Origin of the sequence: Paenibacillus sp. FSL R5-0810, from assembly GCF_038002285.1 — a bacterium.
GTDB lineage: Bacteria > Bacillota > Bacilli > Paenibacillales > Paenibacillaceae > Paenibacillus_AQ > Paenibacillus_AQ lactis.
In genome coordinates this window covers 348,689-374,873 of record NZ_JBBOCF010000001.1, presented here as the reverse complement: position 1 = coordinate 374,873, position 26,185 = coordinate 348,689, and the positions used below count along the sequence as shown (strand labels likewise).

35 protein-coding genes are annotated in these 26,185 nt (G+C 38.3%); 4 read left to right on the top strand and 31 right to left on the bottom strand.

Features of this window, described 5'->3' with window-relative positions; genetic code table 11:
* Window positions 1-53: 53 nt before the first annotated feature.
* The 4 genes from MKX76_RS01615 to MKX76_RS01600 form a co-directional block, all read right to left on the bottom strand.
* Window positions 54-671 carry a hypothetical protein gene (locus MKX76_RS01615; protein ID WP_341032789.1) on the bottom strand — a complete coding sequence of 206 codons (618 nt, stop codon included), beginning with the start codon at window positions 669-671 and terminating at the stop codon, window positions 54-56.
* Window positions 672-834: 163 nt separating this feature from the next.
* On the bottom strand, window positions 835-1,212 hold the full coding sequence (locus MKX76_RS01610; protein WP_341032787.1) for a hypothetical protein: 378 nt from the start codon (window positions 1,210-1,212) through the stop codon (window positions 835-837).
* 359 nt (window positions 1,213-1,571) lie between these two features.
* Complete coding sequence (locus tag MKX76_RS01605; protein WP_341035009.1) at window positions 1,572-2,060, bottom strand: NUDIX domain-containing protein; 489 nt, start codon at window positions 2,058-2,060, stop codon at window positions 1,572-1,574.
* A 63-nt stretch (window positions 2,061-2,123) separates the two neighbouring features.
* Entirely contained in the window at window positions 2,124-2,756 is a 633-nt protein-coding gene (locus MKX76_RS01600) for a TetR/AcrR family transcriptional regulator (protein ID WP_007127807.1), read from the bottom strand.
* A 202-nt stretch (window positions 2,757-2,958) separates the two neighbouring features.
* Here MKX76_RS01600 and MKX76_RS01595 point away from each other — a divergent pair, with 202 nt between their 5' ends.
* A complete protein-coding gene (locus tag MKX76_RS01595) occupies window positions 2,959-3,306 on the top strand; it encodes a TipAS antibiotic-recognition domain-containing protein (protein WP_007127806.1) in 348 nt (115 codons plus the stop codon).
* Window positions 3,307-3,385: 79 nt separating this feature from the next.
* Here MKX76_RS01595 and MKX76_RS01590 read toward each other — a convergent pair whose 3' ends face one another.
* The 12 genes from MKX76_RS01590 to MKX76_RS01535 all read right to left on the bottom strand — a co-directional run bounded on the left by MKX76_RS01590 (window position 3,386) and on the right by MKX76_RS01535 (window position 12,955).
* Complete coding sequence (locus MKX76_RS01590; protein WP_007127805.1) at window positions 3,386-3,841, bottom strand: hypothetical protein; 456 nt, start codon at window positions 3,839-3,841, stop codon at window positions 3,386-3,388.
* A 22-nt stretch (window positions 3,842-3,863) separates the two neighbouring features.
* On the bottom strand, window positions 3,864-4,919 hold the full coding sequence (locus MKX76_RS01585; RefSeq protein ID WP_251537679.1) for an ankyrin repeat domain-containing protein: 1,056 nt from the start codon (window positions 4,917-4,919) through the stop codon (window positions 3,864-3,866).
* 158 nt (window positions 4,920-5,077) lie between these two features.
* A complete protein-coding gene (locus MKX76_RS01580; RefSeq protein WP_341032785.1) occupies window positions 5,078-5,362 on the bottom strand; it encodes a hypothetical protein in 285 nt (94 codons plus the stop codon).
* A gap of 202 nt (window positions 5,363-5,564) precedes the next feature.
* Window positions 5,565-6,116: a GNAT family N-acetyltransferase gene (locus tag MKX76_RS01575; protein WP_341032784.1), complete on the bottom strand. Its 552-nt coding sequence runs from the start codon at window positions 6,114-6,116 to the stop codon at window positions 5,565-5,567.
* 255 nt (window positions 6,117-6,371) lie between these two features.
* Window positions 6,372-6,701, bottom strand: a complete 330-nt coding sequence (locus tag MKX76_RS01570) for a hypothetical protein (protein ID WP_341032782.1) — start codon at window positions 6,699-6,701, stop codon at window positions 6,372-6,374.
* 71 nt (window positions 6,702-6,772) lie between these two features.
* On the bottom strand, window positions 6,773-7,207 hold the full coding sequence (locus MKX76_RS01565; protein ID WP_340899973.1) for a GNAT family N-acetyltransferase: 435 nt from the start codon (window positions 7,205-7,207) through the stop codon (window positions 6,773-6,775).
* 290 nt (window positions 7,208-7,497) lie between these two features.
* Complete coding sequence (locus MKX76_RS01560) at window positions 7,498-8,046, bottom strand: GNAT family N-acetyltransferase (protein ID WP_341032780.1); 549 nt, start codon at window positions 8,044-8,046, stop codon at window positions 7,498-7,500.
* A gap of 143 nt (window positions 8,047-8,189) precedes the next feature.
* Window positions 8,190-8,747 (bottom strand): DUF402 domain-containing protein, encoded by a 558-nt coding sequence (locus MKX76_RS01555; RefSeq protein ID WP_007127799.1) that lies wholly within the window; start codon window positions 8,745-8,747, stop codon window positions 8,190-8,192.
* A 277-nt stretch (window positions 8,748-9,024) separates the two neighbouring features.
* The gene (locus MKX76_RS01550; RefSeq protein ID WP_341032778.1) at window positions 9,025-9,429 is read right to left on the bottom strand and encodes a hypothetical protein; all 405 of its coding nucleotides are present in this window, start codon (window positions 9,427-9,429) and stop codon (window positions 9,025-9,027) included.
* Between the two features lie 39 nt (window positions 9,430-9,468).
* Window positions 9,469-11,289 (bottom strand): hypothetical protein, encoded by a 1,821-nt coding sequence (locus MKX76_RS01545; protein WP_341032777.1) that lies wholly within the window; start codon window positions 11,287-11,289, stop codon window positions 9,469-9,471.
* A 656-nt stretch (window positions 11,290-11,945) separates the two neighbouring features.
* A complete protein-coding gene (locus tag MKX76_RS01540; RefSeq protein WP_341032775.1) occupies window positions 11,946-12,482 on the bottom strand; it encodes an HAD-IIIA family hydrolase in 537 nt (178 codons plus the stop codon).
* Window positions 12,483-12,667: 185 nt separating this feature from the next.
* Window positions 12,668-12,955: a hypothetical protein gene (locus MKX76_RS01535; RefSeq protein WP_007127796.1), complete on the bottom strand. Its 288-nt coding sequence runs from the start codon at window positions 12,953-12,955 to the stop codon at window positions 12,668-12,670.
* Between the two features lie 226 nt (window positions 12,956-13,181).
* On the opposite strand from MKX76_RS01535, the gene MKX76_RS01530 reads away from it, so the two are divergent.
* The gene (locus MKX76_RS01530) at window positions 13,182-13,655 is read left to right on the top strand and encodes a MerR family transcriptional regulator (protein WP_341032773.1); all 474 of its coding nucleotides are present in this window, start codon (window positions 13,182-13,184) and stop codon (window positions 13,653-13,655) included.
* Window positions 13,639-14,049: a hypothetical protein gene (locus MKX76_RS01525; protein ID WP_341032772.1), complete on the top strand. Its 411-nt coding sequence runs from the start codon at window positions 13,639-13,641 to the stop codon at window positions 14,047-14,049. Before MKX76_RS01530 ends, MKX76_RS01525 begins: the two co-directional genes overlap by 17 nt.
* A gap of 305 nt (window positions 14,050-14,354) precedes the next feature.
* Here the strand turns inward: MKX76_RS01525 and MKX76_RS01520 are convergent, their stop codons facing one another.
* The 6 genes from MKX76_RS01520 to MKX76_RS01495 all read right to left on the bottom strand — a co-directional run bounded on the left by MKX76_RS01520 (window position 14,355) and on the right by MKX76_RS01495 (window position 17,840).
* Entirely contained in the window at window positions 14,355-14,903 is a 549-nt protein-coding gene (locus MKX76_RS01520; RefSeq protein WP_007127793.1) for an ATP-binding protein, read from the bottom strand.
* A gap of 119 nt (window positions 14,904-15,022) precedes the next feature.
* Window positions 15,023-15,490, bottom strand: coding sequence for a GNAT family N-acetyltransferase (locus tag MKX76_RS01515; RefSeq protein ID WP_251537692.1), 468 nt, complete (start codon window positions 15,488-15,490; stop codon window positions 15,023-15,025).
* Window positions 15,491-15,588: 98 nt separating this feature from the next.
* Window positions 15,589-16,239 (bottom strand): lysozyme inhibitor LprI family protein, encoded by a 651-nt coding sequence (locus MKX76_RS01510; protein ID WP_007127791.1) that lies wholly within the window; start codon window positions 16,237-16,239, stop codon window positions 15,589-15,591.
* Between the two features lie 31 nt (window positions 16,240-16,270).
* Complete coding sequence (locus tag MKX76_RS01505) at window positions 16,271-16,486, bottom strand: GrpB family protein (protein WP_341032768.1); 216 nt, start codon at window positions 16,484-16,486, stop codon at window positions 16,271-16,273.
* Window positions 16,487-16,876: 390 nt separating this feature from the next.
* Window positions 16,877-16,972: a competence inhibitor ComI gene (comI, locus tag MKX76_RS01500; protein ID WP_341032767.1), complete on the bottom strand. Its 96-nt coding sequence runs from the start codon at window positions 16,970-16,972 to the stop codon at window positions 16,877-16,879.
* A 328-nt stretch (window positions 16,973-17,300) separates the two neighbouring features.
* Complete coding sequence (locus MKX76_RS01495) at window positions 17,301-17,840, bottom strand: histidine phosphatase family protein (protein WP_341032766.1); 540 nt, start codon at window positions 17,838-17,840, stop codon at window positions 17,301-17,303.
* Between the two features lie 338 nt (window positions 17,841-18,178).
* Here MKX76_RS01495 and MKX76_RS01490 point away from each other — a divergent pair, with 338 nt between their 5' ends.
* Window positions 18,179-18,319 carry a putative holin-like toxin gene (locus MKX76_RS01490; protein ID WP_341032765.1) on the top strand — a complete coding sequence of 47 codons (141 nt, stop codon included), beginning with the start codon at window positions 18,179-18,181 and terminating at the stop codon, window positions 18,317-18,319.
* 257 nt (window positions 18,320-18,576) lie between these two features.
* Here MKX76_RS01490 and MKX76_RS01485 read toward each other — a convergent pair whose 3' ends face one another.
* From MKX76_RS01485 to MKX76_RS01445, 9 genes are all read right to left on the bottom strand, one after another.
* The gene (locus MKX76_RS01485) at window positions 18,577-18,999 is read right to left on the bottom strand and encodes a GyrI-like domain-containing protein (protein WP_341032763.1); all 423 of its coding nucleotides are present in this window, start codon (window positions 18,997-18,999) and stop codon (window positions 18,577-18,579) included.
* A gap of 231 nt (window positions 19,000-19,230) precedes the next feature.
* Window positions 19,231-19,788 (bottom strand): shikimate kinase, encoded by a 558-nt coding sequence (locus tag MKX76_RS01480; protein WP_341035008.1) that lies wholly within the window; start codon window positions 19,786-19,788, stop codon window positions 19,231-19,233.
* Between the two features lie 202 nt (window positions 19,789-19,990).
* Window positions 19,991-20,554, bottom strand: coding sequence for a GNAT family N-acetyltransferase (locus MKX76_RS01475; RefSeq protein WP_341032762.1), 564 nt, complete (start codon window positions 20,552-20,554; stop codon window positions 19,991-19,993).
* A 239-nt stretch (window positions 20,555-20,793) separates the two neighbouring features.
* Window positions 20,794-21,096 (bottom strand): hypothetical protein, encoded by a 303-nt coding sequence (locus MKX76_RS01470; RefSeq protein WP_341032761.1) that lies wholly within the window; start codon window positions 21,094-21,096, stop codon window positions 20,794-20,796.
* 1,220 nt (window positions 21,097-22,316) lie between these two features.
* A complete protein-coding gene (locus MKX76_RS01465; RefSeq protein WP_341032760.1) occupies window positions 22,317-22,832 on the bottom strand; it encodes an NUDIX domain-containing protein in 516 nt (171 codons plus the stop codon).
* 86 nt (window positions 22,833-22,918) lie between these two features.
* On the bottom strand, window positions 22,919-23,830 hold the full coding sequence (locus MKX76_RS01460; RefSeq protein ID WP_341032758.1) for a hypothetical protein: 912 nt from the start codon (window positions 23,828-23,830) through the stop codon (window positions 22,919-22,921).
* A gap of 227 nt (window positions 23,831-24,057) precedes the next feature.
* The gene (locus MKX76_RS01455) at window positions 24,058-24,444 is read right to left on the bottom strand and encodes a hypothetical protein (RefSeq protein WP_341032756.1); all 387 of its coding nucleotides are present in this window, start codon (window positions 24,442-24,444) and stop codon (window positions 24,058-24,060) included.
* A gap of 196 nt (window positions 24,445-24,640) precedes the next feature.
* Window positions 24,641-25,069 carry an NUDIX hydrolase gene (locus MKX76_RS01450; protein WP_341032755.1) on the bottom strand — a complete coding sequence of 143 codons (429 nt, stop codon included), beginning with the start codon at window positions 25,067-25,069 and terminating at the stop codon, window positions 24,641-24,643.
* Window positions 25,070-25,273: 204 nt separating this feature from the next.
* Window positions 25,274-25,783 (bottom strand): DinB family protein, encoded by a 510-nt coding sequence (locus MKX76_RS01445; RefSeq protein ID WP_341032754.1) that lies wholly within the window; start codon window positions 25,781-25,783, stop codon window positions 25,274-25,276.
* Window positions 25,784-26,185 lie beyond the last annotated feature (402 nt).

Sequence of the window (26,185 nt, the reverse complement as noted above, 5' to 3'; positions counted from 1 at the left end):
ATCCCACTTCCTTCTCTCCATAGCCGCCTCCAAACTCAGCTGCAGCCCCTCGGTTACTTCCGAGGTTGAATTTTACTTATTTCTATGAACTCGCTCGGTATAGCAATGCCTTCCCCCAGCCTTACAACTTGAACTATCGGGGCATGGTGTTGATCGATGTATTCATGTATATCGATATAGGAATTCACATAGGCTTGTGTGCATTCTCTACCATTACTGCAGTCATATTCAAAACCAATCCCTATCCCTTTTTCTTCCTCAATCATTTTACATTCAAGGATATGAGCATAGTCAGCAATATATATTGGGAAATCCGCCATTGGAAGAGAAATCTCAAGCAACACGTCCCCAATATATTTTCTTGTAAGCTCGTACCCCAAATCATTGTAATATTGGCTTTCGGTTAACCATGCCGGCAGAGGATCAATAAAACCTTCAACAAGATGACATCCGATTAACTCTTCCGGTGGATCAGGACAAGCTACTTCACGTCGTGCCCACAGACCTTCAGCCATGATGTTTGGGATATTTCCTTCATAAGTATAATGATAAAAGGTAAAATAGCCCTCTGTACTTACATTTAGTTTTGCCTTGTCGGTAGAATAATTTAAGTCTTTTAAGGTCCTTTTTCTGTTCTGCAAAAAGGTTTGGCCCAATCTCAAAACGTTCACTCTCCTTACGAGGGGATTACAGCTACCGTCCTTGTTTCCACGAAAAGACCCAGCCTTAGATACTCTATTCTTATCTTAGGCTGGGTCTTTTGTTGTCTGAGCTTCTTCCATGATTATACATCTGGCAGTCAAAGGGCGATAGCCCCTTAGCGTGATTATGGCACTATGCAAGAACGGCGGTGACCCAAAAACATATGGCCGTAATCACGGATAACGGTGTAATGATGTACTTCTCTTTTTTACTTTTAGATAACGCGTTCATTACGGAATTGATGGATAAATATACGGCAAAGAAGTAACATAGCCCTTTTGTAATTCCACTTGAGAACATGAAGGGGATAAGTCCTGCTGTTTGTAACAGGATCAATATTGCAAACCATTGAATCAATACAGAAAAGGCACACATATATCTCATGCGGGTCGGCATAATTTTATATTTACCTCCCATGGCAAACTCTCCATAGGGCAATCCTAATGCAAGAAGAATATATAATATGGATGCGAAGAAAAAAGCCACACTTCCTATAACTGCTGCTATCATACGATCCCTCCAATCGCTATAATATCTATTCTCATTGAACGTTCCGTATTCACAAGACCTGGAAAATGCCAAGGTGTCTGCTATGAACGCCTCGCTCCCGCCTCTCAAAGTCCATCTGTCTGATGCCTTTTCCAATGCGTTAATTCCTTTATTTAGTACAAAGGTCAATGTGCCGTTTTAGAGACATCATGATCCACTATAACTGCATTCGTTTGTTTAAATATTTGTTTTGCTCATGTTGATTTTCCTGATTCCGGAAACCCTGACATTTGTAAAAAGAACATAATGTTCCTCCTCACAAAAAATAAATGTGTTCAGGCATTAAATAGGTATCAGATGCTCCGGTCTTCCTTGAAATTCTATAAAATTTCCCCTAAATATGTTTTTATGTAGGTTCCTTTACTATAAGAATTAATAAGACTTCTGATTCCTACAGGAAACAACGGTTCTTCCATTATGTTTTCAATTTCTATCCATTCAATTCCTATCTGGTTCTTGTCCATTACTGCCCCATCCGTTACACCAGCTTCTTTCATAATCCCGCAAAATATAAATTCAACTCTATGAATACCTTTATCTAAAAAGCATTCCCTTACAAATAGCAATTCATGGACCTCTATTTCATATCCTGTTTCCTCTGCACATTCTCTGACCAGACATTCTTTAAGCATCTCGCCAGGTTTTTGCCCTCCTCCAGGCAATAAATAAAATACTTCATTCTTTTCTTCTAGCTTGGTTACAAGTAATTTATTATTATGTATGATTACAGCTTTGGATGAATTCCTTATCTTCATTGAAATCTCCTTCGGTATATTTACTAAATTATTAGAAGAATGTGTTAATAACATGTTCACATAAGCAATCCCCTTTTCGAATCACCCATCTAATTATTTTGGATCTGGATTAAAGGCTTATGCCTTTACTGGACCAGATCCATTATTATGGGAAATTCCGTACAATTGATTCAACCCGCTGCTCAGAATACTGGTAATCATAAGTGCAATGGTTCGTGGAGATTGCTGCATTCCAGTTTCGATCCAGTTCAGAAGAATGCTGAGATTGGAGGCAGCCAAGTAAGCAATCATATAGTCCTTCGGAACGATCGTGTCGGCCAAATCAGGTCGGATATCGAGGATTTTGGAGAGATGATGTTCTTTCAAAAATTCCTTAATTCGAACGGCAAACGCAGGATCTCCATTAGGACCAAGGATAACCTTGAAGAAATCGGCGTGCTCGCCGTAATATTCGATAACCTTCACCATTGCGGGATCAGGTTCATTTTTGACAGCGTAGGAGAGATAGTTGTAAGGATTCAGATTCTTCATCCTCTCTGACAAGCCCGCCCATATGTCAGCCTTCACCCGTTCGAGTAAATCGATTGCATCTGTATAGTGTAAGTAGAAGGTGCTGCGGTTTAAACCGGCATTCTCCGTTATATCACTAACGGTAATACGGGAGGGTCCTTTTTCCTCCAGCACCTTTATGAGAGCTTTGTATAATAGTGCTTTTGTTCTTACCTTTCGTCGATCCATTTTCTCAGCCATACCGATCCACCTCTGATTTTTTTTTGAGAAAATCTACAGTTCTTATCGCAATTATCGATTAAGCGACAGATCTGAATATTATCAATGATTGAATAGGTCATTAATTTTTTTTAATATACAATCATACAATATGTTATTCAACAGTTTGTCGATTAACTCTGATCGATTTCCTAAAAATTCATGAATTAGAGGAGAGACGGACATGGGCGTATGGGATTACTTTACACCTGAGCAACAGGAAAGACTTAGTAAGAGAATAGAACAAGTCAAAAATGAGTTGGGACTGGAGGAATTTAAGCGATTAAGAAGGGAGTCAAATGAAGTCGTCTCCAAACTAATCAAAGGATTTGAAGAGGGAGTCCCTCCCGAAAATGAAGAGATTATAGCTTTAGCCAAACGTTTAGATGAAAGTCAGGCTATATTCAATGAACGAGATCCTGAGATTGAAGGAACGATTGAACGATTTCACATTGAAAACCCTGATGAGAAAGATCATGGGATGGATTTGAAAATCTACAGATATATTGAGAAAGCGAAGTCTTACATATAATAAGAGGCCGTCATGCCTCCTCTAGAGCATTCCATCATCAGAGTAGCTCCAGTGCAGCGGTGGCTGACGACCTTTTTTTCTATATAGTCACACTCGAGTCTGTTAGTTCAAAATACCACTCTAGAAAGGAGTTAAAGCTTTTCCATTGCGGATCCAATGTACCAGCAAAAAAATCCGCCATCTGCTGGCCTAATCCTAAGCCTAACACTGCGTCAGTGCTCTTATTATAAAAAAAGCCAAACTCCCCTTCAAAGTTATCCAACGGAATATACTCTTGAGGCAGCTTTAAAACAACATGAGTTCTCTCCATGCCTAACCTATAATCCGAAGAATTGATCATAAACCAACAAATCTGATAGATTTGACGTCGTCTACTTAAGAAAGTCGGCCCATCCTCTGCATGCAAATAAAACGCTGCAAAATCTGAATCCAAATCGATCCCTAACTTTACTAATGCGTGTTCATATTCCTCTGTAGTGTCTTCAAACCACCAGTTTTTGCTTTTGCAATAATTGATCACTTTTTCTGAAAGCATCTTCACTGCTCCTTCGATAATGTTATCGTTTATAGCCAGGCTGTTCTAATGTTATAGGCGTTGGATTGTTGAGCACCCAATGAACTGCCAGCTCGCACAATCTTGCAGGTTCATCATTTCCATTTCCGCTTTGAAGCTCCCTTGCTAATGTTACTGCCTCCTGAAGTGAAGCGGGATTTAACGGTATACCCAGGCTAAAGTAATGAATCAAACTACTGAGCATTTTACGAAAATGATTATCCCAGTTTATACCGCCATTATCTAAAATTTCGTAAGACACCTTACCCGTAATCCGGATAACTTCACCTTGTACGGTTGCCGCGTGGCCCTTTGAAGGTATAAGTAAATTCCAAAGTTCATGATGCTGCGCCTGCCATCCCTTGGTTGATACGGTTATCGTAGAGACGCCGTCATGCGTCTTTCGCTTCTTTACTGGGGGAACATCAAATAACTCATATAGTCGTAGAAGTGCCTCATCGGTCTGACTCAAATATTCTTTATTAAACCCTTCTCTGTGAAATTCAAAGTCGTTTCCGATTCGATTAATCGAATCTTTCATTTTCGGCGTTACCGTTGTTCCAGCGTTCAGCAAAAGCTCGGCAACCTCCGCCATACTGACAATATCCGCATTCCTGCACGTTGCCAAAGCCTTTTCTAATGGGGTCTGTCTCATCTTATTCTTTGCGTTAATGTTTGCGCCTTTAGTAACCAACGTGTGAACCGATTTGGATTTAAATGAACCGGCGGCTGCAAACAAAGGGGTCTCGTCTTGATAATCAGCGGCTTCTATGTCTGCACCCAAATCAATAAGCAATTCAGTATTACCGTTCCAGCTCATGGCATGTTTATGTAAAGCCGTTCTTCCGTAATTGTCCCTAGCATTTAGATCAGCCCCCTGTTCCACGAGCCATCGAACCAATTCATCCGGAATATTGAAAAAGCTCAAGGCCGTTGATTTGCTGTAGCCGCCGCGGGCATCCCATTCGCATTTGGTAAATACCTCTTTTAATGCCGCTATATCGCCTGCATCGATTAGCTCGTCAAAATTTCTTGGTAAGGTTTTTTTCTTCTTGCCCAATATGCTTTCTCTCCTTACGTCAGAGTTTATATATTTTCTTCATCACCATATAAACCCTACATTTTACCATCTTTTTAATTTATGTAGTATTGTTGTATTAAATATAAGACTTCATCTTCCTTATCAAAACGCAAACCAATGCAAAATTTCAGTTATGATCATTCCTTAAAATGTTCATAACGGACATAAAACGCTCTAATATAAATGCACCCTATTCTTGCTTTTCCATCAGGCTCAATAAAATAATCAACTTGAGCTTTGTCATAATGTGGGGTCCAATCGTAGCCCCCTTCAAGATACTTTAAGATGAATGAGTCCAAGTCAAAATGTATACAAGCACAGTTACCATCATCTATTGTTCCATGCTTTCTTATGTACTCAAATAATCTGTCTTTTTCTTCTTTAGGAATAACTCCGATAAAACCATAATCGAGTCCCATCAACTATCCCCGCCTAAGTCATTTTCTGAAACAGACATTTCTCAAAAATTCTGTATTCATGGAGCGAGCCTGCCTTAGATCCCACTTATCTTAGGCCGGCCCGTGTGTCCTTCAAGTTTTCTTCCATAATTATACCAGGGATTGCTTTATGGAGATCGTAAGTCCATCAGTATGAAAACAATGTTACGTCATATGCCTTCTTCGATCATCCCTGTTCATTTCTCCATTCATTCGCTTTCAATCCATAAATTATTCGATCTAAATATCGACCATTGATATATTCGTAATCTCTTATTTCACCTTCTCGTTTAAATCCCAATTTCTCAGGAATTGCACGGCTCCTTGCATTATCTGTAGCTACTCCTATTTCAATTTTATTTAGTTTAAGTTCGTCAAAAGCATAATTTATCAGTGCTTTAACAGATTTAGTAATTATTCCTTTTCCCTCGTATTCTTTACCTAGCCAATATCCAATCTCAGTTTTTTTATTTTCTTCATCCAAATATAAGTAACCAATAGATCCTACCAGTTTATCCCCGCTCCATATCCCTAACCAGTAACCTTCACCCTTGGCATATCTTAAACGCGTTCTTTCAATAAACGTTTTTGAATCATCCGCTTTTAAAGTAATACTCGGAAACTTCAACCACGCACCAATATGGTCCCTATTCCTGTTAATCAAATCATATAACTTCTCTGCATCTTTAATCTCCAGTAACGACAAATAAGAAGAATCATCAATTTCGTATTTAAACATTATTGGCTTCCCCTTTATACCTTTATCTCGATTCTAGCATGTGTTTTCATCTAAATTATCGCGTCTACGAACCCAAGAGGCTAAAGGAGCGTCAGTGACTAAGGCCTGGGACTCAGCCTCGTAGGTTTGTTGTTCACGGATTCCGCTTCTCGTAAATACTTCTTGTAAACCTATGACGCAACCTGAAGCGTAGATAGATTGTTATAAGTTATCACCTTCTTTAAAAGCTAACACTATTTCCATCCGTTAATTAAGTTATTTGTTTGATTTTCCTTGTGTAGAAAAATAGATGATCGGATTGATTATCCCCATACCTGTAATTGCTAAAAAACTATAAAATAAAGCAGGGTCTCCATTTAATCCAATCTCGTCAACAATGATCCCACTACTATATAAAAGTTGGCCAGAAACTAGAATCGAAATCGCTGACAAACTAAGGACCGTGAAACCGTTAATCATTTTATTTTTTTGTTTAAGGATTATCATTATAAAAAATAAAATTAGGGATGCAACCAAAATAGAGATAAAAATAGGTATTAGCATAGTGAGAGCTCCAACAGTTTCAATCGATTTATGTGTGTACATTTCTTCTACCTCTCTTCCAATACATATTCTTATACTTCAATTTGCTCTACCACCAAACTTATTAATGGAAGTCAAAGCGCTTTATCAAAGCAGTATGAATCTTTGTCATAACCATTATGTTCATAAAAAGCATGGGCATCCGTGCGTTTGAATCCACTACATAAGATGATGCTTGAAATTCCTTTTCTTTTGGAATAATCCTCAACATATTTAAGCAATTTTGTTCCTATTCCTTTATTCTGAAGCCCTTTTTGCACAGCAAGGCCCTGGATGTGTAAGTAACCAAATTCATCTCCAATTGATAACGCGTGTACCGTTGAAATAAAACCAACCACTTTATTTTCAAATAATGCTACAAATGTCTTATAGTTCCCATCTCTATTCATTTTCTCTAACGTCACTGAAAAATTATCAATATTAACCTTGCGGTTTCCTAACACATTAATCCATAACGATACTACCTCAGGATAATCACTTACTTCAATTTCACGTATTAAAACTTCCATATTCACACCGCCCAAAATATTAATAATAAAGGTTGCGAAGAATAATAATATACATTCTGGCAATGGTTATATTGTAGTTGAACTAGTTTCTTGAGATCTGGTATGTAAACATTTTAATCCCGGCATCCCGTATTCACGACGTTCCACCGATTTAAGCACCACCAGGGTCCGGCCACGGTGCGGATGTATCCCCTGAGCCTGCTTCTCTGACGATCGCTACAAGCAGGCCGAGGAGTCAAAAAACTCGGATGCGTGAATATTATGTTAGGCGAATTGACTTTGCTTTCTATCTAATGCACTTTATAGTCTTTCTTAAGAAATGCATATATGACATTATCAACAAACCGATTCCTCCAAAAATAATGTTCCTTCAATATCCCTTCTTCTCTAAAACCGACTTTCTCTAATACCGTTCTTGATCCCACATTCTCTGGTTCTACAAATGCTTCAATTCGGTTCAATCCTAGATCATTAAATCCATATTCAATTATCTTTTCAATTGCCTCGGTCATAAAACCTTGACGCCAATATTCTGGCGCTAATTCATATCCTATTTCAGCTTTATAATGGTTTTTCTTCCAGCCATGAAATCCACATGTTCCGATTACTCTGTTTAACGACTTCAGAGTGATACCCCAACGAATGGCTTGACTTCTTTCAAATCTTTCATTCCATCTTTGAATTAGTTCTTCTGCTTGTCTTATGTTCGTAAAACTCTCCACATCATAAAATCTCGTTACTTCATCCAATGAAAAATATTGAAATATATCTACGGAATCATTTTTTGTTATCTGTCTTAGCACAAATCTTTCTGTTTCTAATTCAGGAAACTGAGGCATAGAACTTTCTCCTTTAGTGGTTTAGGTCACATCATCTATCGTTCCTGTATTCACGGACCCAAGAGTCTTCAAGGAGCAAAACGACTGGGACGTATTCCAGGAAATCCAATGGCCGAACGGTCTGAAGCGTGAATACGATGTTATCAATTGCTAATACTGTCTCTGAGATACCTGGAAATAAGATTAAAATGTTTTATAGTGTTCTTTAAAATAGTGTTTTCCATTGGTTCAACTTCTTTGATTAAACCTGTCATCACATGGTTGGCCAGAATATATTCATCTTCTGTGATTTGATTGTTAGTTATGGCTTCTTCTAACTCATCCTCATCTTTTATACAGAAATCACCACTTGGAAAGACAATTAGATCTAGATAAAGATCATCCCAGAAAGGTATACCTCGCTCATTAATCCCTACGTTCTTGGATATATCGAAATACCATTGAACGATTTCTTTTTTCTCATTGAGCATTGTTGTAACACAATAATTAGAGCCAATAGGAAAGTGTTGCATCCAGTAGTACCCATTATCAACCAGACAAACTTCTTGGCCGCCTATTCTTCTTACTAGAGGTTCCTTTACCTCGTGAATACGAATTAATGATATATGCCCTTTAAAATCCCCGTCATCGAAAAACCTGCATATATAATCCCTCTTTAAAACACGTTTCCAATCTAAACGGTCAGCATATTTTCTCTTCATCTCGCACCTCTGAATTAGTTCGTCTCATTCTTGACTTACATTAATTTCTGTTAATGTTCCCAGCATCTATGAACCTAATTACAAGTGCATTAGCCATTTGTGTTTTCCATTAACATGATTATACATCTGCGGCATCTCACAGGTATATGTTCTTGTATTTCGATAATTTGCCAATTCAGCTTTTACATGTATGTTCCGATAAACAAATCAAACAGCCTGCCACAGCGGCAGGCTTATTTGTCTGTTTTAAGCTTTTTGTTTTCAAGTTATCTGACTACTATGAAGAATAGTTAATAATTATGCCTTCCTTCGTACCTTCATCGTAAGCAATCCACAACTCATCCCCCACCACTACACCATATACTGGTTCAATAGTCTGTTTAATGTGGTAGGTAATTCCGTCTTTTTCTGCGGTAATCATGGCCAATGGCCGTTCCCCTTGCGTTCCGTCATAATGAACGGAGAGAACCTTAGCCGCACCTTGCTTGCCTTGAAGTAAACGGGTTTCTCTCTGGAAATCTTCCTTCTGCATGTTAACCGGAATGACGGCGCCCACATTCACCGACAAATTTTCAGGTACAAAGAGACTATTGGCTTTACGGATTCGATCTGCCCCTCTCGAAATCATGACTTCCAGAAGCATCAGCTGCTTATTTTCAATAATGATCGGCATTTTATGCACATGGATCACTTCGCCCTGAAGAGAGAGTTGGTCCGTTTCCTATACCGTGCTCCCATTGCCGCCGTACCTAAAGATTCTCGCCATTCCCTGAATCAAAATGAGTTTCGCTCTTTCACCCGTACGATATTCAAATCCGAAAGGTTGAACGACCGGTACGGTATAATCCCGTCCTTCGGCTGTGAAGTAAAGCTTAAGGGCTTGCCCCCGGTTCACTTTCCCATGTGGTTCAATACGAGTAAGTATCGCATTTTCAATGATGACCGGTTTAGACGACTGCGCTGCATGTTTAAGATCCTCCTCTGTGATAAATACAGCTTTGTGCTTCTTTCGGTCGTAACTGATCATTACGGTGTCTCCAATTTGAATAGGACTCAGATAGGAGATGACCTGCTTGATTTCAACCTCTTTCATCCGACCTTCATCCTCGAACTGAACGATAAATCGGACCTGTGGCTGTTCATTCACATATAAGCCTGATTCCTCCATATCTATAATCCGGCCCTGAATATGCTGGCCATCTCTCATTTTTTTCATTCTTGATCCCGCCAACATGCGAGGGGCGACTGCGACGCTTAGGAATGTGAGTAGAATGATGAAGACCCAGACCGACCAGTTAATAACAATCGCTCCGCCTTGCTTATAATAATTCCAGAAACTTTGAATCGAGACTTTGTTTTCGGCTTCTGTGAGCAACCATTTCTCGACCTGATCGCTTGATAGAACCTTAGCTTCCTGGAGTCCCATCTCAACATAACCTGCCGTTCGATCTCCCCCGCGATAGTAAAGGACGTCACTGCCTAAATTCTTATAAAATTCAGTATCGCTATTTTTCAAATTCTCGTAGGACAGCTGCTCCAGAAGAGCAGAGGCATCTTGAAATTGTCCGGATTTCTCATTGAAAACATATCCTATAACGGATCCATTTAATTCATCTTCTGCAGTAGATCCGGCAATCAGAACTTCTTCGTCATTCAACAGGAATACGGAAGCTTGATATACCGGCTTTGGCGTTGGAACCGCAGCTCCCCAATGATTCTCGTTAGCGTTATAAAATGATGCTTCTTCAGGATAGTTCCCATTTTCGCGTACCAACTTGGCGTTATTGAACCCAAAGACTTTGGCGAAGCGGGCGCCGGCCCGATCCTGTGCAGCAAACGTCCCTTCATCCTTGTTCTGAAGCAGCACGGATAAATCACCGTTTTTGTCTAAAATCCCGCTGACAAATGCCGTTCTATCGTCCTTTAAATCCACTGTAAATACGGGAACTGCCTGGTCATTCTCAAAGCTCCCATGCACTTCATCTAATCGAACTGGCCTGGACGGAAGCAGACCCTTCTCACCTAAATTTACTTTATTCAGCTTTCCGTCCTTCACCTGAGCTATGTACCATTCTGAATTTGGCGATTCCCCTGCTACAATGAGTCTGCCACGCCAGGCGTAAACATTTGAACTCCATGAGGGTGGAAGGTGCATCGTTCCCTGAGCCAACTCTTCAACCTTGCCAGTTGAATGGAAGTAATTGATTTGCAGCCCGTATGAATCGTCGTAGGTCGGGATGATGATTCCATCTTGCTGATAAGTCGCCGGCCCCAGCCCGGCTTGGAAATTGGTATGTATCGTAGTATCTGTAATTAAGTTTTCCTTATCGGGATCAAAAAGATAAACATCATACTGCTCTCCAACCGGGTGTTTTGCCAAGCCAATTAATTTCTTCCCCTCATCCAGCATATAGATGCGCTCAAAGGAAGGTTGATACTCATCAATGTATCTCTTGTAATCATTCCACATGAACACACTTAACAGAATGACTGGAATCAAAAATACCAAATTGCCGAGAGATATTGCTCGCTTTTTATTCAATCTGTTTCTCTCCCTTTTTATATGTCCGTTGTTATTTGTTATGTAAAGACCTAATAATCGCGATGGTAGATACCACATTCTTATCCTGGTTCTTATGCTATAGCCACTTATATGAAATTGTTTATAAGAAGACAATCGTATTTCTCTTTGGGCGGGAGTATGTGCATGAGTTCGGCAAACAATAAAATAACCACTGATCAAACTTCAGTGGCTTGATGAGATTCATTCTATAATTGCCTTGATTCAATTCTTTATCATACCTGCTCCCTGTGAAAGCCCTATTGTTTAGAGTTTAATAAGATTCTCTATTATTCTACAACAAATTCCATATTTAAGGTATGGAGATACTTTAAAAGCATTTGGGTGCTTCAGATAGGTTTTCCATATTCACGATGTCCATTCCCCCTTAGCTGCATGAGATCTGCGAACAGGAAGACCTCAGCTGACCACAAACCGGTTGAATGAGTAGGTTGTCAACTATATCTGCCGCCATGATAGCAACCTTCAAAATGTACTTACTGAATGTTCTTAATATAAGCCCCAAACACTAAACTTATCAGAGAACCCGATAATTACTTCAAGTCATCAGGTATATGCCGAAGGACAGCGCGGCTGGCCCAATGCGTGAGTTTGTTGTTAGAAGATGCTACTGCCTTTTATGAGTTGCTTCCGAGAATCCATATCACTGCTTCTTTAAGATCCCGTGCAATGTAATTCGGCTCAGTTTCTTTCCATTTGTGTCTATACGCGTTTAAGGATCCTTCGCCCCACCCGGTTCTTACCAGTATCTTACTTGCTCCGACAGCATGTGCTGCCAGCATATCGGTATCACCGACGTCGCCTATCACTATACATCTTGTTAAGTCCAATTTATATCTCTTTGCAGCTGCGAGGAGCATTCCAGAGCTTGGCTTCCTGCAATTACAACCATCATCAGGACCATGAGGACATATAAAGGAGTCATCGAATCCAAATGAATAAAACTGTTTTCGGAATTCATCGACTGTCGCTTGTCCACGTGATATCCTATGTTGATTGGTAAATGCAAATACCTTAAGACCTGCATCTTTGAGCTTATTGATCGCTTCTTGAGCCCCTTCAAATAATGTAAAATCTCGTGGATGTATGAAATGGCCTGTACCACCAATGGTTCCATCCCGATCGATAAATACAGCTTTCCATTCTATCAACATTCATACCTCCTCGAATGATTTTAATAATACACTTTTTTGGATTTCGCCTAACCTTACTGTATTTCATGGCACGAGTCAGCCTTAAATCGCTCTTTTCTTAGGCCAGCTCGTGTGTCGTTAAAGGTATCCTCCATAATTGGAATCGGACGAATCAAGGGGCATAAGGCCTGCTGCGTGAATATCCTTTATCTCCCCTCAAATTCTCTGTCTAGTATTCCATCAATATAAACTTTATATTTTGTCTTCCTAAATCCAGCCAGTACCAACTTTCTGATTTTTTCAACCTTAACTTGGTGTTTTTCTTCATTTCCAACTTCGAATTCATAGGTTTTAATCAATTTAAATGAGAACGTTCTAAAATCATTGATTCTATCGTTTCCGTCCACTTTAATACTCAGGTTTCCTAAGAATTGATTAAATTCAAACTCCACAATATGCTTTTCTGAATGTCCAACTTCGAATGAAAATTTCATTCAGCCACCTCTTCCCTGGATATTGATTTAATCTCCGAGATTTCAAAACACGCTATTTCCTGCCCCTATTTGGAATTGTATCCCATTCTCCTTCTTGTTTCACTTCTTAGACTTTTTTTTCATTAAGATAACTGGCAGAATAGTTCCATGGATTGCATGAATGCCGCATGCGAAAGACAGAAAAAACGATTGACATTGGAGTTTACTCCAATGCTAATCTGAAGATATGGAAAAACAATATTCTATACAAGAGGTTTCACGAATGCTTGGTATCCCGAAGGATACGCTGCGGTATTATGACCGGATTGGAGTCGTATCACCGTCTCGGGGACATAATTCTTATCGCAAGTATTCGAGGGACGATATCGTCGATTTGATGAATATTCAAATCATGCAGTATGCGGACTTTTCTCTAGAAGAAATCAAGGGGAAGTTTCAGTTCCACCGAATGCAGAGTATAGATCCTGCTTATTGTGAGGAGGTCGCTGAATTCCTTGAAACCAAAAAGGCAGAAACACGCAAGAAAATCGCACATCTTGAAAAGGTCAGTGAGTTACTCGACGTAGCAGCTAAAACACTAAGGGACTTTAACCATGAAAATGACCAGCAGCTGGCAGTGTTCGTTCGGGAGATTTACCGGGATCTTCACAAGAAGGAACCTGAAATAACTAAGGAGGATTGTGATGGACATCAAAATTAAAAATTATTATTGCTTGATTGCTGGCGTTCTTGCCATACTTTTTGCTGTTACGCACGCATGGAACGGGCAATCCGTTGTACTGCCGACGCTCTTGGTAAATGATTTAGCCTTGAATGCACGGATTACATTTACGTATATCTGGCACATTATCACCGCTGAAAATCTGGCTTTCGGCATAGTATTCATTATCCTGTCATTTCAAAGCGAGAAATCGAAGATCCGGTTTGCTGCGTTAATTTTGGCGTCACTTCTACTCATTCGTCTGATGGTCATTCTCGGTGTAACGGCATTTTACGATACTTCGGCACTTACGAATACGTTAATCGATTCAATTGCCATCTTAATCTATGCTGCTTTCATCATACTGGGCACAAGAATAAAGAAAAAAGAGTAAAGGGTAAGAAGGTTAATATTTGGATCTAGCCCCATGCAATCAAGATAAAGCTTAAGTAATGCTGTTTCTTGTTTGACTTACTGAAACTAAAGTTGTACTTATCTGTCTTACAATGCTCTTTCCGGAGATTTCATCTAACGTTTCTTGTATTCACGACGTCCATCTCCTTTAGATGGCTCTTATCACAGGGAGATGGATGTGTTCGGGTGATTTTGCTTCCTTGCTTATTCACTCCCACCGGCCCGAGAGCCACTAGGTTCGAAGCATGAATATGTTGGTTATCTTATGGATCGGCCTTCTTCGAATTATCTAAATTCACTAATAACTTTTATTTGTTGAATAATTTCCATGGTACTACTGGAGTCCTTAATGTCAAATAGATAATTCGCTTCATCTTTACTAGGTTGTATTAATGTCGAATTTTCTTGTCTCTCCAATACTTCCAAAAAGCTCGAAGCACTTCTAAATATAGCTTTACTTCTTTGAGTTTTTATTACACGTTCTTTCAGTAAATCTGTTGGTAGATCAAAGTAAACGATAATGCTTTCAAATCCTTTGTCCTGAAAGTGTCGGAGTACATTTGTTCTTCCGGATTTACTTAAATTGGAATTACTCAAGATAATGTGGAAATTGCTTTCCTCAATAGCGTACTTAACAATCGCATTAGTTACAGAGAACTTTAAAGTGTTAGGACCCTCTATAGGGCGAAGTTTCTTATAATGGCTATTAATAAATTCAGCATGATTATCTTGATCAATAACAACGGCTTGTTGTAATACAGATTCTAATTCTTTAGCAAAAGTGGTCTTTCCACTATGCGTTTTTCCAACCGTCATGATTACCAGGCGCCTCATAAAATACTCTCCAATCAATGATCTGATGAACACTATAATGTTTTTGCCAATCTTTCAGATAACTTCTTTGAATCAACTTTCAAGACTTCATTGGGTGTCAATTTATTTTTAAAATAAATCTAAAATACAATAGAGTATGTAGGTTCACCATACGTAAGAGTGTTTTCTGAAGTAAATCCAAGCTTTGTATAAAATTTTATTCCGGCATCATTGTTAGGATGCACTGTTAATCTAATGCGATGACAATTAGGATGAAATTCTTTAATGAAATTAATTAGCGCGTTTATCGTTTCTGCTCCTATTCCCTTTCTTTGAAACCTTTGATCAATAAAAAAATGAAAGAGCCAATAATCTTCTTTACTAGCAGGTGTATAGTGCAAATTGAAGAAGCCTACCATTTGATTTTGTTTGTAGACCCCATAAGGTTCTACTATCCTACCATCCGGTCTGATATAAGCCTTCGCAAGAGCAATTGCAGCGGGAGGTGTTACCGAAGCAACAAATCTTTGTTGTTCCACACTTACAGTTAGTTCAATAGCTTCTCTCCAGTTCTCAGAAGTAATCTTTTTTAGTATGACTTGAGACATGACTGTTTTCCTCCAATAATAAAACCACAGTTGGGTTATTCATGTTATCGTTGCGCTGATTACCGATAACCTAAAAACCTCTGATCAAGATTCCAACTCTATTTTTCACTTTGGTATAAAAACTCAACTTCACCATCTAGCAAATATCGATATTCAAATAATTGCATTGTTCTTTCCCTAATTCTCTCCCGTATAACCCTGCCTAGGCTTACCGATCCTTGTGATCCAAGGTTACCATTATTAATAAATGTCTTCTCTACAAATTTTGTTTCCCTTAAGTGATACTGTAACCATTCTTTTTGCGATTCAATTAGTGCTTTTCTTGGTTCTTTATCCAACTTAGAAAGAAGCTTCTTATATATTTGATTCAACTCTTTATCCCAAGTCTCTGCATATTTGCTTTCCAACGCCCCCCATCCCAATGTTGTAATCTCTTTGGAATTTTGAAATTCATTAAATTCCACTTCATAATCATGATCTATAGGATTTCGAAGCATTTCATCATAAAATTCCCCAGTCAATTCATAGTTCCCAATGCTCATGGATAACAATTTATTGTTAGCAGGATCTGATCGACCTTCAGATATTTTTTTTGATTCTGTTTCATTACCTGTACTCACCACATCGGAAGGCAGTTCAGAATTCTTTATTGATTTAGTTTCGCTGTTCAAGGTAGTCGATTGACTAATATTCTGACAAGATGAAAACACGATCGTAATAAAAAATAATAAGAGTATCTTACTCTTCATAAACGATCTCCTTAAATATTATCCATAATATTTACCGGTAATGGCGCATAACGTCCCTGTGTTCACGACCCCTCGCCGACATAAGTGACCGTAGGGCACGGCAGCGATGCCCTTCAATAGAAGTTGAGCCGATATGATCTACTCGAATAGCTAGCTCGCCAAGTGCTTGTCGAATCTCTAAACCAATACTTTTAAATTCTTCTTTCCAAGAAGGATTATAGGGTACTACAATAATCGAATCTGACATAATAACCTCCGCTAAGGTTTGTGGACTAGTTCCGCATAGTGCAGGGTTGTCCACCTGATTCACTTCCTTGATAAACCCCGGGCGGCCCCAGGGAACGAAGGTGCCGCAACGTAAATACGGTGTTAGACGGAGTTAACGCTCCTTTGCGGCTGTCCTCAAATAAGGGGTGATTATCTAATTTTTTACCAAGCTTTTACCAAGCTTTTACCAAGCTCCGCTTTATTCGTTTATGTATTTTCCAGGTTCACTTCTTTTTCCAATTGTGTTATCATACTTTTAAAGAAGCCGAGTGCGGCAAACACTCGGCTTGACAATTGGCTTGGATGGGAGTCCCCTTCTGAGTCGAATAGGAACAAAAACCCACCTGGGCGCTAACCTTTGGGTGGGTTTTTACTTTTTCTTGTTGTTGGAATTGAGGTATGTTAAAAGGGCAAGAATAAACGATCCAAATAGAAACATGATCGTCAGTGCATCCTTAACTTCCATGGATTCACCTCCTTTCGAAGGGAAACCATGCCCACCCAAGATTCAATTGTCCTTCCTATTGTACCATCATCTCCCAATGGGGTGAAGAACAATTGTTCGATATTTTTATGGTTTAGATGTCGTTAATTTCAGATAACGTTCCCATACTCATCACGTCCCACCAACTCAAGGCTGAGCCAGCAGCGGCCGCGATGCGGTTAGTCGGTTCGGATGTGCCCGCTGAATCTACCATCCTGCCGATACTTCTCGCGGACGGAGGAGTCACAGGTTCCGATGCGAGATTATATTGTTATATGATGTGTGGCGCTTCTTCGAGTTACTTAACAAATTATTGTTTATTATATGTATATAATTTCCCGTTTCTAGGCTTTATATCTACCTTCCCCTTATACCCTCTGCGATCCAACTCTTTTGTTAAAGTCTTAATAAATGCTCCGTGACTTACTATTAATACATTTGTTTCTGAATATTTTTGTTCTATTTCATCTAATATCAGCTTAGCTCTAATAAGAGTTTGTAACTTGCTCTCTTCTTGTGACTTATGCGACAAAAACCAAGCTATTCGAGCTAGGATCAGCCAAATAGTGAGATGAAGTTTTATTTTTGATTTACTTACTGCTGTAATTCCTATTTCTCTTAGTTGATCAGTAATAATAATTTTACCATCAAAAATTACCTTGGCCGTTCTGGTTGCTCGAGATTGGTTACTACAATAACATACATCCCATTTCCTATCGTTACTAATATTATTTGCGATTTGTATTTCTGCATTATCGTATTCTTCTACCCAATTATTAAATTGTTTAGCTGTCATCCATTTGTTCTCAGGTTTATATGTGACCTTAAAATGCCTTGCTATTCCAATCATTTCAAGTCTCCGTTTTGATTATTTATCTCGCCACCGCATCTATGACAAGACCCGGCCTTAGATAGTTCTTATCTTAGGCGGGTCGTGTGTTGTCTGAATTTACGCCTATGGGCTTGCTTCTGGCAACCAAGGGGCTAATGCCCCGCAGCTTAGATGCATTGTTAAGTGATGTTTCTGCCTTCTCTGTATTACATTCTCATATAAGTTTTACAGATATATTTTTTCTTTCTAGTTATTTATAGTATTTTAGTGGTATTTCATCATGTCCTCTATGTTAAAATTTTCTAGTGCAATTTACGGATTTAAGGGCGGTCGGCTAATCTCCCAGAAGGGAGGTGATGCCCATGGAGGTCAAAAATGCATTTTCCTTAATGTTCATGTTCGGCATGTTCATTCTGGCATTGCTCAACGCTTTTATAGGTTTTGTTGAATATTTTTTATATAAGGTCTGTAATGTTGATTGCAGTAATTTCACTTAACGTCTTACGCATTCACGAACCCGAGAGGCTTAAGCTTACACGGCGATAAAACGAAGTGATCGCCTCGCCGGGTCGAAGACTTCGCCTCGCAGGTGTTGTCCGCTGAACTGAAGCTGTTTCCCCGAAATGCCCCGAGTGGACCGAGGGGGCGACAGCGTGAATGGCGTTGTTAGGAGATGCCGCCCTGAAATACCCTCATTATATCTTCTTTACTGGACAATATATCTTGATTTCATTCTTCTCATTATCATTTTCTATTATTGTTTTCTCATCGTATTTCTCAAAGTAATATGCCACATCATCGTACGTATATCCATTTTATGTATCCATCTTGAAGTATACTCATATGCAGTTTCTGTCTGACTAATCGGACCAACGTAGTGTGTTAATGAATAAGTTCTAGGAAGTAGATGGATATGTACCATCTCATTTGGCAATTTACTGAATGGCTCTACTTCATAGCAGCAATAGAAGTCCACGAGTCCCTGGTTCTCTTTATAGTTAGGCGGAGTTATTCCAAAGGTGACATTCGGATTCTTAACGTTTGGTATTTCTTCCCTTCTTCTCGTTAATTCAAGGAATCCTTTATTTATATTCTCTCCCAGCATAGAGATATAGGCAGTTGCTCGAATCCCAACATATGTTGTGATATCTTTTGTTTTTATGATTTCTACCTTCATTGTGATCACCTCATCGTTATCCTTCTGGCGGTTTCGCCTAACGTTCTTGTATCTACGAACCGAGAGGCTTAAGGCGCGAATGCGCCAGGTCCGACGGACTTAGCCTTGTAGGGTTGTCTGCTGAATCAACTTCCCCGAATTGCCTCTGCAGACCAAGGGCCGCTAGGCACGCAGCGTGAATACATTGTTATAGAATGTCAGTGCCTTCATGGAAAACTTACATAGCACTTATCATAAATTGAAATGCTTTTTAATCATATTTGCTACTTCGTCAGCACTTAGATAAGTATTATTAATTTTCATATAGTTTTCCCTTGTAATTTCTCCTTGATATGAATTTAACCTATGATTTTCCAAGGTATTCATTAGATCTTTCTCAGATTGTTCAACGTTCCTTTTACTCGGTTTTTGATCCAATCTAAAAGATGTTCTGTTTCTGACAATTCTTTCATCGATTTCTGCTTCTAACTCAACAAAATAGATCTCTGCACCTTTAGATTCAAAAATTTCACAAGTTTTCCTTACAAAATCCCAATCACCCTCAAGATCGAGTCCCCATACATAAGTAAAAATTAGACCATATTGATTGCTTCGAGAAAATGATTCAAAAAACTCGTTCCTAACAATATCTGATAGTCTCCAGGTTTCACTAGTGAATCCAAAATAGGGTTGAAACAATTCTATTGACATATGATTGTGGAATAATTTCAATTCAGTTATTTTCGTCAACTCATAACCGACTGTCATTTTACCTACTGCCTGAGGGCCAAATATTAGTATGAATTTAATAATTATCACTCCTGTTTTTTAGATTTGCGCTAATTTCCTATAACGTTGTTGTATTCACGACTTCCGACAAAGTCGGATGTGTCCAACTGAATTTGCTTCCTGCTTGCTGTCAATTGCCTCCCCGAATCATCTTCTCACTCTGGCCGGACCGTTGAATATGTTGTTATAGGATGTCAACGCCTTCTCGAGCCACTAGCACTTATTATTTAACTAGAGCGTAAATATGAGTATCTCTTATCTGACTCTTATCTGCTGATAAATCATTACATCTTAAGGTTCCTTCTAATTGAAAGCCTAATCGTTCTGGAATCGCCTTACTCTTAAAATTTAAAGTATCACAACGAATTTCTAATCTTCTAGCCTTCAACTCTGTAAAGGCAAAATTGGTTATTCCTTGAACTGCTTCAGTCATATACCCTTTTCCGCTCATACGTGTATCAATCCAATATCCGATTTCAAATTTACGTATCTCCCAATCCGGCTTATACAATCCAGATAAACCAATGAATTGTTCAGTTTCTTTATCAAATATCAAGAGTCTAAGATATTCTCTCTTAATAAACTTTGCATGTTCTTCTCGTAGAATCTCTTCGATTGACTGTTCAGAATGTTCGTTCTGTGCAAAAAGCGAAAACCATTCCTTGAGCTCATTGATCGAGGATAATATACTCTCATACACTATCTTGCCATCACCAGGTAGAGGTGCTCTAATCAATAACCTTTCAGTTGTAAATTGGTTTGGAAAATCTATTAGTATTGGATTCATTCTATAGTCCCCTCTAAATTTATAAATATTTTTTATCCGATATTGCGTTGATTTCCTATAACATTGTTGCATTCACGAACCTTCACTACCTTAAGGCTCGAAAGCCGCCGCGACGCGGTTAGGTAGTGAAAGGTTGTCGCCTGATTTCACCTCTCCGAAAATCCTCTTGGCGACCGAGGGCCTCTTTAGAAGCCCGATGCGTGAATGCTGTGTTATCAGATGTCGAGGTCTTCTCCGGTTTACTTACAAAATTCATTTAATTCTTTGATTTTATACCTATATCTCTTAAGACCTGGTTGTGAGAATTTCATGGCCCAAGTTCCTATGACTTCAATTTTTTTGTTGTCTTTTTCTGTCTTTATATTAACAAATTTATTTTCAAAAATTTCATTCGAAACTTTTGTAATTAACTCAATATAAAAAAACTCTTCATGTCCCTTTTCTATTTTGTAATTAAGTATTTTGACGTTAGTATCATTTACCAAGATTTTATAATGTTGATTTATTTTTTTATGCCTTTTAAAAATTTGCTCTTCATTCAATATAAAATCACTTCTTCCATATATATTTTTTATACAATTATTGTTTTTTCAGCTTTACCTCGATTTCGGATAACGGTTCGTATATTCACGACGCCTGGCGAATGCCAGGTTTGTCACAGCAACTGCCTCCTTGAAGTCGCTTCTGGGACCGAGGGGCGTAGCCCTAATGCGTGAATATGTTGTTATCTGATGGCACCAGCTTCACGAAATACTCACATTCTTTAAATAATTATTCTGAATACTCTATTTTAAATTAATTCCAGTTGTTTTTATAAAATTTTCTTGTAATTATTATAAGAGATGATACACAAGACGATTACTCCACATAATATTAGTAAAGACCCTATCCAATAGTTAAGTGATAGATTAACATAATATTCTTCTGGACTATAAGATCCTGCTGAGGCTGCTTGATATGCAGTTCGCCCCATGATTACTGAAAATTCTTCAACAATCTTTGAAATTGAGATTATACATGTACCTACTAGAATTGCTATTAAAGAAATATGACTTGGATCTTTGCTTCCGCCAGTTAAATTTGTATTCATCAGTAGTATGTGGTTTTGAAACACTATGTCTGTCTCTTGAGTAAAAGGCATTTTCGGAGGGTTGATTCATTTCTTTTGATAGTTTTTCAACTAACACTTGAAAAACTAATGCATCAGAAGGTTGCGGAGTAACCAAATGTCTACATACACCAAACTTCTTTTCAATTCTATATGTAAGTGCTTGGGATACCTTATAATTTCCACTTAAGATATCATTGCGTATTGATGTAGCTAGCTCTTTCATCAGTATTATAATTAAAATCATAGTGATCAAAAAGATCTTTAAGATCAATGCTTCGGAGTTGATTTTTTACAATTTTTCTCCAAATCTCTATTTTATCTTTTTTTCAAATATCTTGGCGAGCTCTGATTTTCTTAATTTACTGAAGCGTTCTGTCTGCATTCCAATGAACCTTCTCTCTTCATTATGAATTACTTCTTAATATGTTTTGTTCTACAAAACATATTAAGAAGACTCCACAAATTGTTGTTTTTTGTTGAAAAATCGAATTTCCGATAACGTTTCGTATATTCACGACGCCCGGCGAATGCCGGGCGTGTCCAAAGCAACCGCTTTTTCGAAGCCGCTTCTGGGACCGAGGGCGACAGCCCGATGCGTGAATATGGTGTTATTTGATGGTGACGACTTCATGAATTACTTACAAAATACTCTTAATAGTACTTCAATAATTCCTTATCAATTTCATCTATGTATCCAATGTCTTCAATTCCATCCCAAAAGATAATCTTGTTTGCTTCTTCATTCACTTCAAATGGTTTTTCCTCTACTATATCTGCGCTGAAGAGGCCACCATATTCAATCTTTCCAGTCCTTAATGTAAATTTCATTAAACCTTTAAAATCAATTCTTTCAGGAGATTGATTCGTTTCTTCATGCATCTCCCTAATTGCACATTCTCTTAATGATTCTCCTGGCTCGAGTAGGCCTCCAGGTACCTCCCAATTGTTCTTCCAGCTATTGAACAAAAGTAAAAACCCTTCTTTATTCTTTGCAACGACTAATGCATGTGTAATTGGATAATCCAAGCTAATTTGTTTTATTTGCTCTTCAGTGATATTTAACAGTTCTTCGAAAATATCACCCTTTTGATTTATACATATTGGCATCATAGATCTCCCCCACAATATAAGAATTTCGTCACTTTCATATAACGTTCCCGTATTCACGACTCAGCGCATGCTGAGTATCCGGCGAATGCCGGATCAAGGGCGCACGCCCGCAGCGTGAATATTATGTTATCTGAAGTACGCGACTACCTTGATTTCTCTCTGATGTTTCTGTTTCTTGCTACAAGCTCTAGTGTAAAACAAGCAAATACGGAACCAATTAAATAAGGAAGAGAAACCCATTTAACAACTACATCTATAAGTTCTTTGATTTCGTCTCTTGTAAAGGATTCAAATTGATTGATTTCATTTAGCTTTGATGTAACTACTTCAGCAAGATAATCAGAAATAAAAAAACAATACGAAATTGTTGAAAAAACTGCAAGCAACAAATAGACTGCAACCTTCACTTCATCAAACCTATCTGCTGGTGTCCAACATACAAAGATACTTGTTAACAATACACAAAATAGAATGACCATCCATTTGAATGCAGTATCTGATACAAAAAACTCTTTATTTGTAAATTCAAATATTAATGATCCCAAAAAACTATAAATAAAAAACGAGATAATAGGCATTAAGGAAAATAACATAAAATAAAAAAACCAATGTTTTACCCATTTCAAAAATAAATATCTCATTCCATAATAAAAAAATAGAGAAAATGGAATTAAAAATATTTTCACCAGATATGGATTAACATGAACAAAGCTCATAGAGGCAAATATCCAAAAAAAGCTTACTGTAAGCCACCAATTTAACGATTGAGAATAGAATTTCATGTGATCTTCTTTCATTCTTAAAATTTTTTTGTAAATACATATCAGAACTATTGCAGCTGAAATTACTACTACCAGATTTAAAAACTTTATAAGAATACTGTTGTATTTAAGTGAAAAAAATAAGAATGTCATCAGAATGAATGTATATGCTGCATATACTTTTTGGAATTCCTCTATAAATATATTTCTTTTTATCCAATCTTTAATCATAAAGCATATTTTATAAAACAACTTATAAAAAGCAATTATGAAACTTATTAATAGATCTTTCAACTTACAAACTCCTTTTGCTTAGTATTTCAGATAACGTTTCCGTATTCACGATTCCTCACTGGCTTAAGGGGCGAATGCCCCGGGTCCGATGGACTTAGCCAGTGCAGGGTTGTCCGGTTGCATCTACTTCCAGAAATCCCTCTGACGGACCGAGGACCCAATGGCCGATGCGTGAATATATTGTTATCGGATATTAGCGGCCTCTTGAAATACCAACATACAATAGTTTAATTTTTTTGATAACTTGGTTTAAGCCATAATACTTCAAAACCTAACTGGCTCATAATATCAAGCCCATCAAACTCTACAACACTTTCTCCATTCCATCCATTATCTATAGCATTTGTTATGAAATTCTTTATCTGTGTTGGATGATGTAAATTGAAATATTCAAATTCATTTAAACCTCTTTTCTTTAGCCTTACACCCACTAGAAGAGGACTGCCTGTAATTGCATCTTCCCATGTAATAAAACTAAATGTACAAGTAATGTTTTTAGCCTTCTCTAATGTAATCTTTAGTTTAATATCACTTTTTTCTTGATAATACTTTTGGCTAATCACATATAGATATTTTTTGCCATTGACAGTAATCTTTCTTGTTTTCTTCTTCACTAAGATCACACCTATAAGTCTATTCTTACCTTTGATGAATCGATAACGTTTCCATGTTCACTACGTCCCACCACCTTAAGGTCCGAAGGAACGTCCGCGATGCGGTTAGGTGGTGCGGATGTGTCCCTGAATCAACTTCCCTGAATTATCTCCTGGCGACCGTGGCGGCTTGTCCGGCCGATGCGTGAACATATTGTTATGTGATGTTCGGGCTATCTTCGAGTTTTCTTACTAATTCTATTATTGGTTTTGTATAGTTATCGAATATTTTATAATCATCAATTGATAACCATTTGATCTCTATAATATCGTCGTTGTCCTTATTGCTTTTATCGAGGTGTATTCTGCCTTCAATATCTGTCACTAGATATGTATATTTCCCCTCTTGGTGTTGGATTAATTTTAATGCTTTTACATCGAGTCCAGTTTCTTCTTTGACTTCTCTAATACAAGCCTCATCAGGGGTTTCTCCTTCTTCAATTCCCCCACCTGGAAAATTCCATACGATAGCCCCTCTTTGCACAAATTGACGGACCATCAGTATGTACTTGTCTTTAATAATGATTGCCTGAGCTATGATTAGGATCATCTCCAGAGTTTTTTCTCTTACTAGCCCGAATTTCACATAACGTTCTTGTATCTACGAACCCGAGAGGCTTAAGGCGCGAATGCGCCGGGTCCGACGGACTTAGCTTCGTAGGGTTGTCTGCTGAATTACTTCTCGGAAATACTTCTAGCAGACCAAGGGCCGAATGGCCTGCAACGTAGATACTTTGTTATAGGATGTCAGTGCCTTCTTCGAAGCACTTTAATATCATACACTTTTATATTAGTCATAATTCCATACAAGTTGTCCCTTTCTAATCTTTGCTGCATATATTATTTGCCCGGTATGATAATGCATTTCTCTAATCATTGCTACCATAAGATTTAGAACGGTTGTCTCATTGTTTACCTGGCTATATGTAAGAGGCGGACGATTGATAAACGGTTGTGATAATAACAATTCAGGGTTTGACTTGAGGTGTTCGAGATACTGAATGATTATATCAAATGCTTCTTTCGTCATGTTGTAAACTTGCTCTTTAGAATATTTGAGCCCACGTTCAAATTCCTTGTCTCTGTCCCTAGTGTCTGGAATATCATAAAAGATTGTTTCTATTCTGGAATGAACACAACCTCGAATATGAGCAACTAAATTAGTAATACTATTACTTTCAGAGTTAGGCACCCATGTTAAATCTTCCTCTGACAATTGTCCAATCGCTTGGAGAGTCCATTTCCTCTCCGAGTTAAACTTAATTAACATACTTTCGATTACTTCATTTGCAATTTCCATGGGCGAGCCTCCAATTAGTATCTTGATAACCAATATTAATAGTTACTTAATCTCTATGTATTATCTAATATTTGTTTTGCGCTGATTTCCGATAACGTTCCCGTGTTCACGACGTCCCACCACCTTAAGCCCGAAAGGCGGCCGCGATGCGGTTAGGTGGTGTGGATATGTACAGTAGATTCCGCTTCCCTGCTGCTGAAATGCCTCCTAGAATCCCATCTAACTTCTGACGGACCGAGGGCAAATGCCCGAAGCGTGAATATGTTGTTAGGTGATGTCCCTGTCTTCTTCGAGCTACATCCCTTCTCTTTATCTATAATCTGCAAACAGTGATCTCAATAGATTATTTTTTTACTCTTCCCTATTGTAATTTGTCAGACCACATCGAATTTCTGGCATTGC

Bases quoted from the DNA above. Each gene is read 5' to 3' on its own strand.
- MKX76_RS01570 (WP_341032782.1), bottom strand. From the start codon at position 6,701: ATGTACACACATAAATCGATTGAAACTGTTGGAGCTCTCACTATGCTA.
- MKX76_RS01445 (WP_341032754.1), bottom strand. From the start codon at position 25,783: ATGGAAATTGCAAATGAAGTAATCGAAAGTATGTTAATTAAGTTTAAC.
- MKX76_RS01525 (WP_341032772.1), top strand. From the start codon at position 13,639: ATGGACATCAAAATTAAAAATTATTATTGCTTGATTGCTGGCGTTCTT.
- MKX76_RS01535 (WP_007127796.1), bottom strand. From the start codon at position 12,955: ATGAAATTTTCATTCGAAGTTGGACATTCAGAAAAGCATATTGTGGAG.
- MKX76_RS01475 (WP_341032762.1), bottom strand. From the start codon at position 20,554: ATGAATCCAATACTAATAGATTTTCCAAACCAATTTACAACTGAAAGG.
- MKX76_RS01520 (WP_007127793.1), bottom strand. From the start codon at position 14,903: ATGAGGCGCCTGGTAATCATGACGGTTGGAAAAACGCATAGTGGAAAG.
- MKX76_RS01490 (WP_341032765.1), top strand. From the start codon at position 18,179: ATGCCCATGGAGGTCAAAAATGCATTTTCCTTAATGTTCATGTTCGGC.
- MKX76_RS01565 (WP_340899973.1), bottom strand. From the start codon at position 7,207: ATGGAAGTTTTAATACGTGAAATTGAAGTAAGTGATTATCCTGAGGTA.
- MKX76_RS01600 (WP_007127807.1), bottom strand. From the start codon at position 2,756: ATGGCTGAGAAAATGGATCGACGAAAGGTAAGAACAAAAGCACTATTA.
- MKX76_RS01595 (WP_007127806.1), top strand. From the start codon at position 2,959: ATGGGCGTATGGGATTACTTTACACCTGAGCAACAGGAAAGACTTAGT.
- MKX76_RS01555 (WP_007127799.1), bottom strand. From the start codon at position 8,747: ATGAAGAGAAAATATGCTGACCGTTTAGATTGGAAACGTGTTTTAAAG.
- MKX76_RS01515 (WP_251537692.1), bottom strand. From the start codon at position 15,490: ATGTCTCAAGTCATACTAAAAAAGATTACTTCTGAGAACTGGAGAGAA.
- MKX76_RS01540 (WP_341032775.1), bottom strand. From the start codon at position 12,482: ATGTTGATAGAATGGAAAGCTGTATTTATCGATCGGGATGGAACCATT.
- MKX76_RS01530 (WP_341032773.1), top strand. From the start codon at position 13,182: ATGGAAAAACAATATTCTATACAAGAGGTTTCACGAATGCTTGGTATC.
- MKX76_RS01485 (WP_341032763.1), bottom strand. From the start codon at position 18,999: ATGAAGGTAGAAATCATAAAAACAAAAGATATCACAACATATGTTGGG.
- MKX76_RS01560 (WP_341032780.1), bottom strand. From the start codon at position 8,046: ATGCCTCAGTTTCCTGAATTAGAAACAGAAAGATTTGTGCTAAGACAG.
- comI (WP_341032767.1), bottom strand. From the start codon at position 16,972: ATGGAAGTTAAGGATGCACTGACGATCATGTTTCTATTTGGATCGTTT.
- MKX76_RS01605 (WP_341035009.1), bottom strand. From the start codon at position 2,060: ATGTTATTAACACATTCTTCTAATAATTTAGTAAATATACCGAAGGAG.
- MKX76_RS01495 (WP_341032766.1), bottom strand. From the start codon at position 17,840: ATGATTGGAATAGCAAGGCATTTTAAGGTCACATATAAACCTGAGAAC.
- MKX76_RS01510 (WP_007127791.1), bottom strand. From the start codon at position 16,239: ATGAAGAGTAAGATACTCTTATTATTTTTTATTACGATCGTGTTTTCA.
- MKX76_RS01575 (WP_341032784.1), bottom strand. From the start codon at position 6,116: ATGTTTAAATACGAAATTGATGATTCTTCTTATTTGTCGTTACTGGAG.
- MKX76_RS01610 (WP_341032787.1), bottom strand. From the start codon at position 1,212: ATGATAGCAGCAGTTATAGGAAGTGTGGCTTTTTTCTTCGCATCCATA.
- MKX76_RS01590 (WP_007127805.1), bottom strand. From the start codon at position 3,841: ATGCTTTCAGAAAAAGTGATCAATTATTGCAAAAGCAAAAACTGGTGG.
- MKX76_RS01505 (WP_341032768.1), bottom strand. From the start codon at position 16,486: ATGTCAGATTCGATTATTGTAGTACCCTATAATCCTTCTTGGAAAGAA.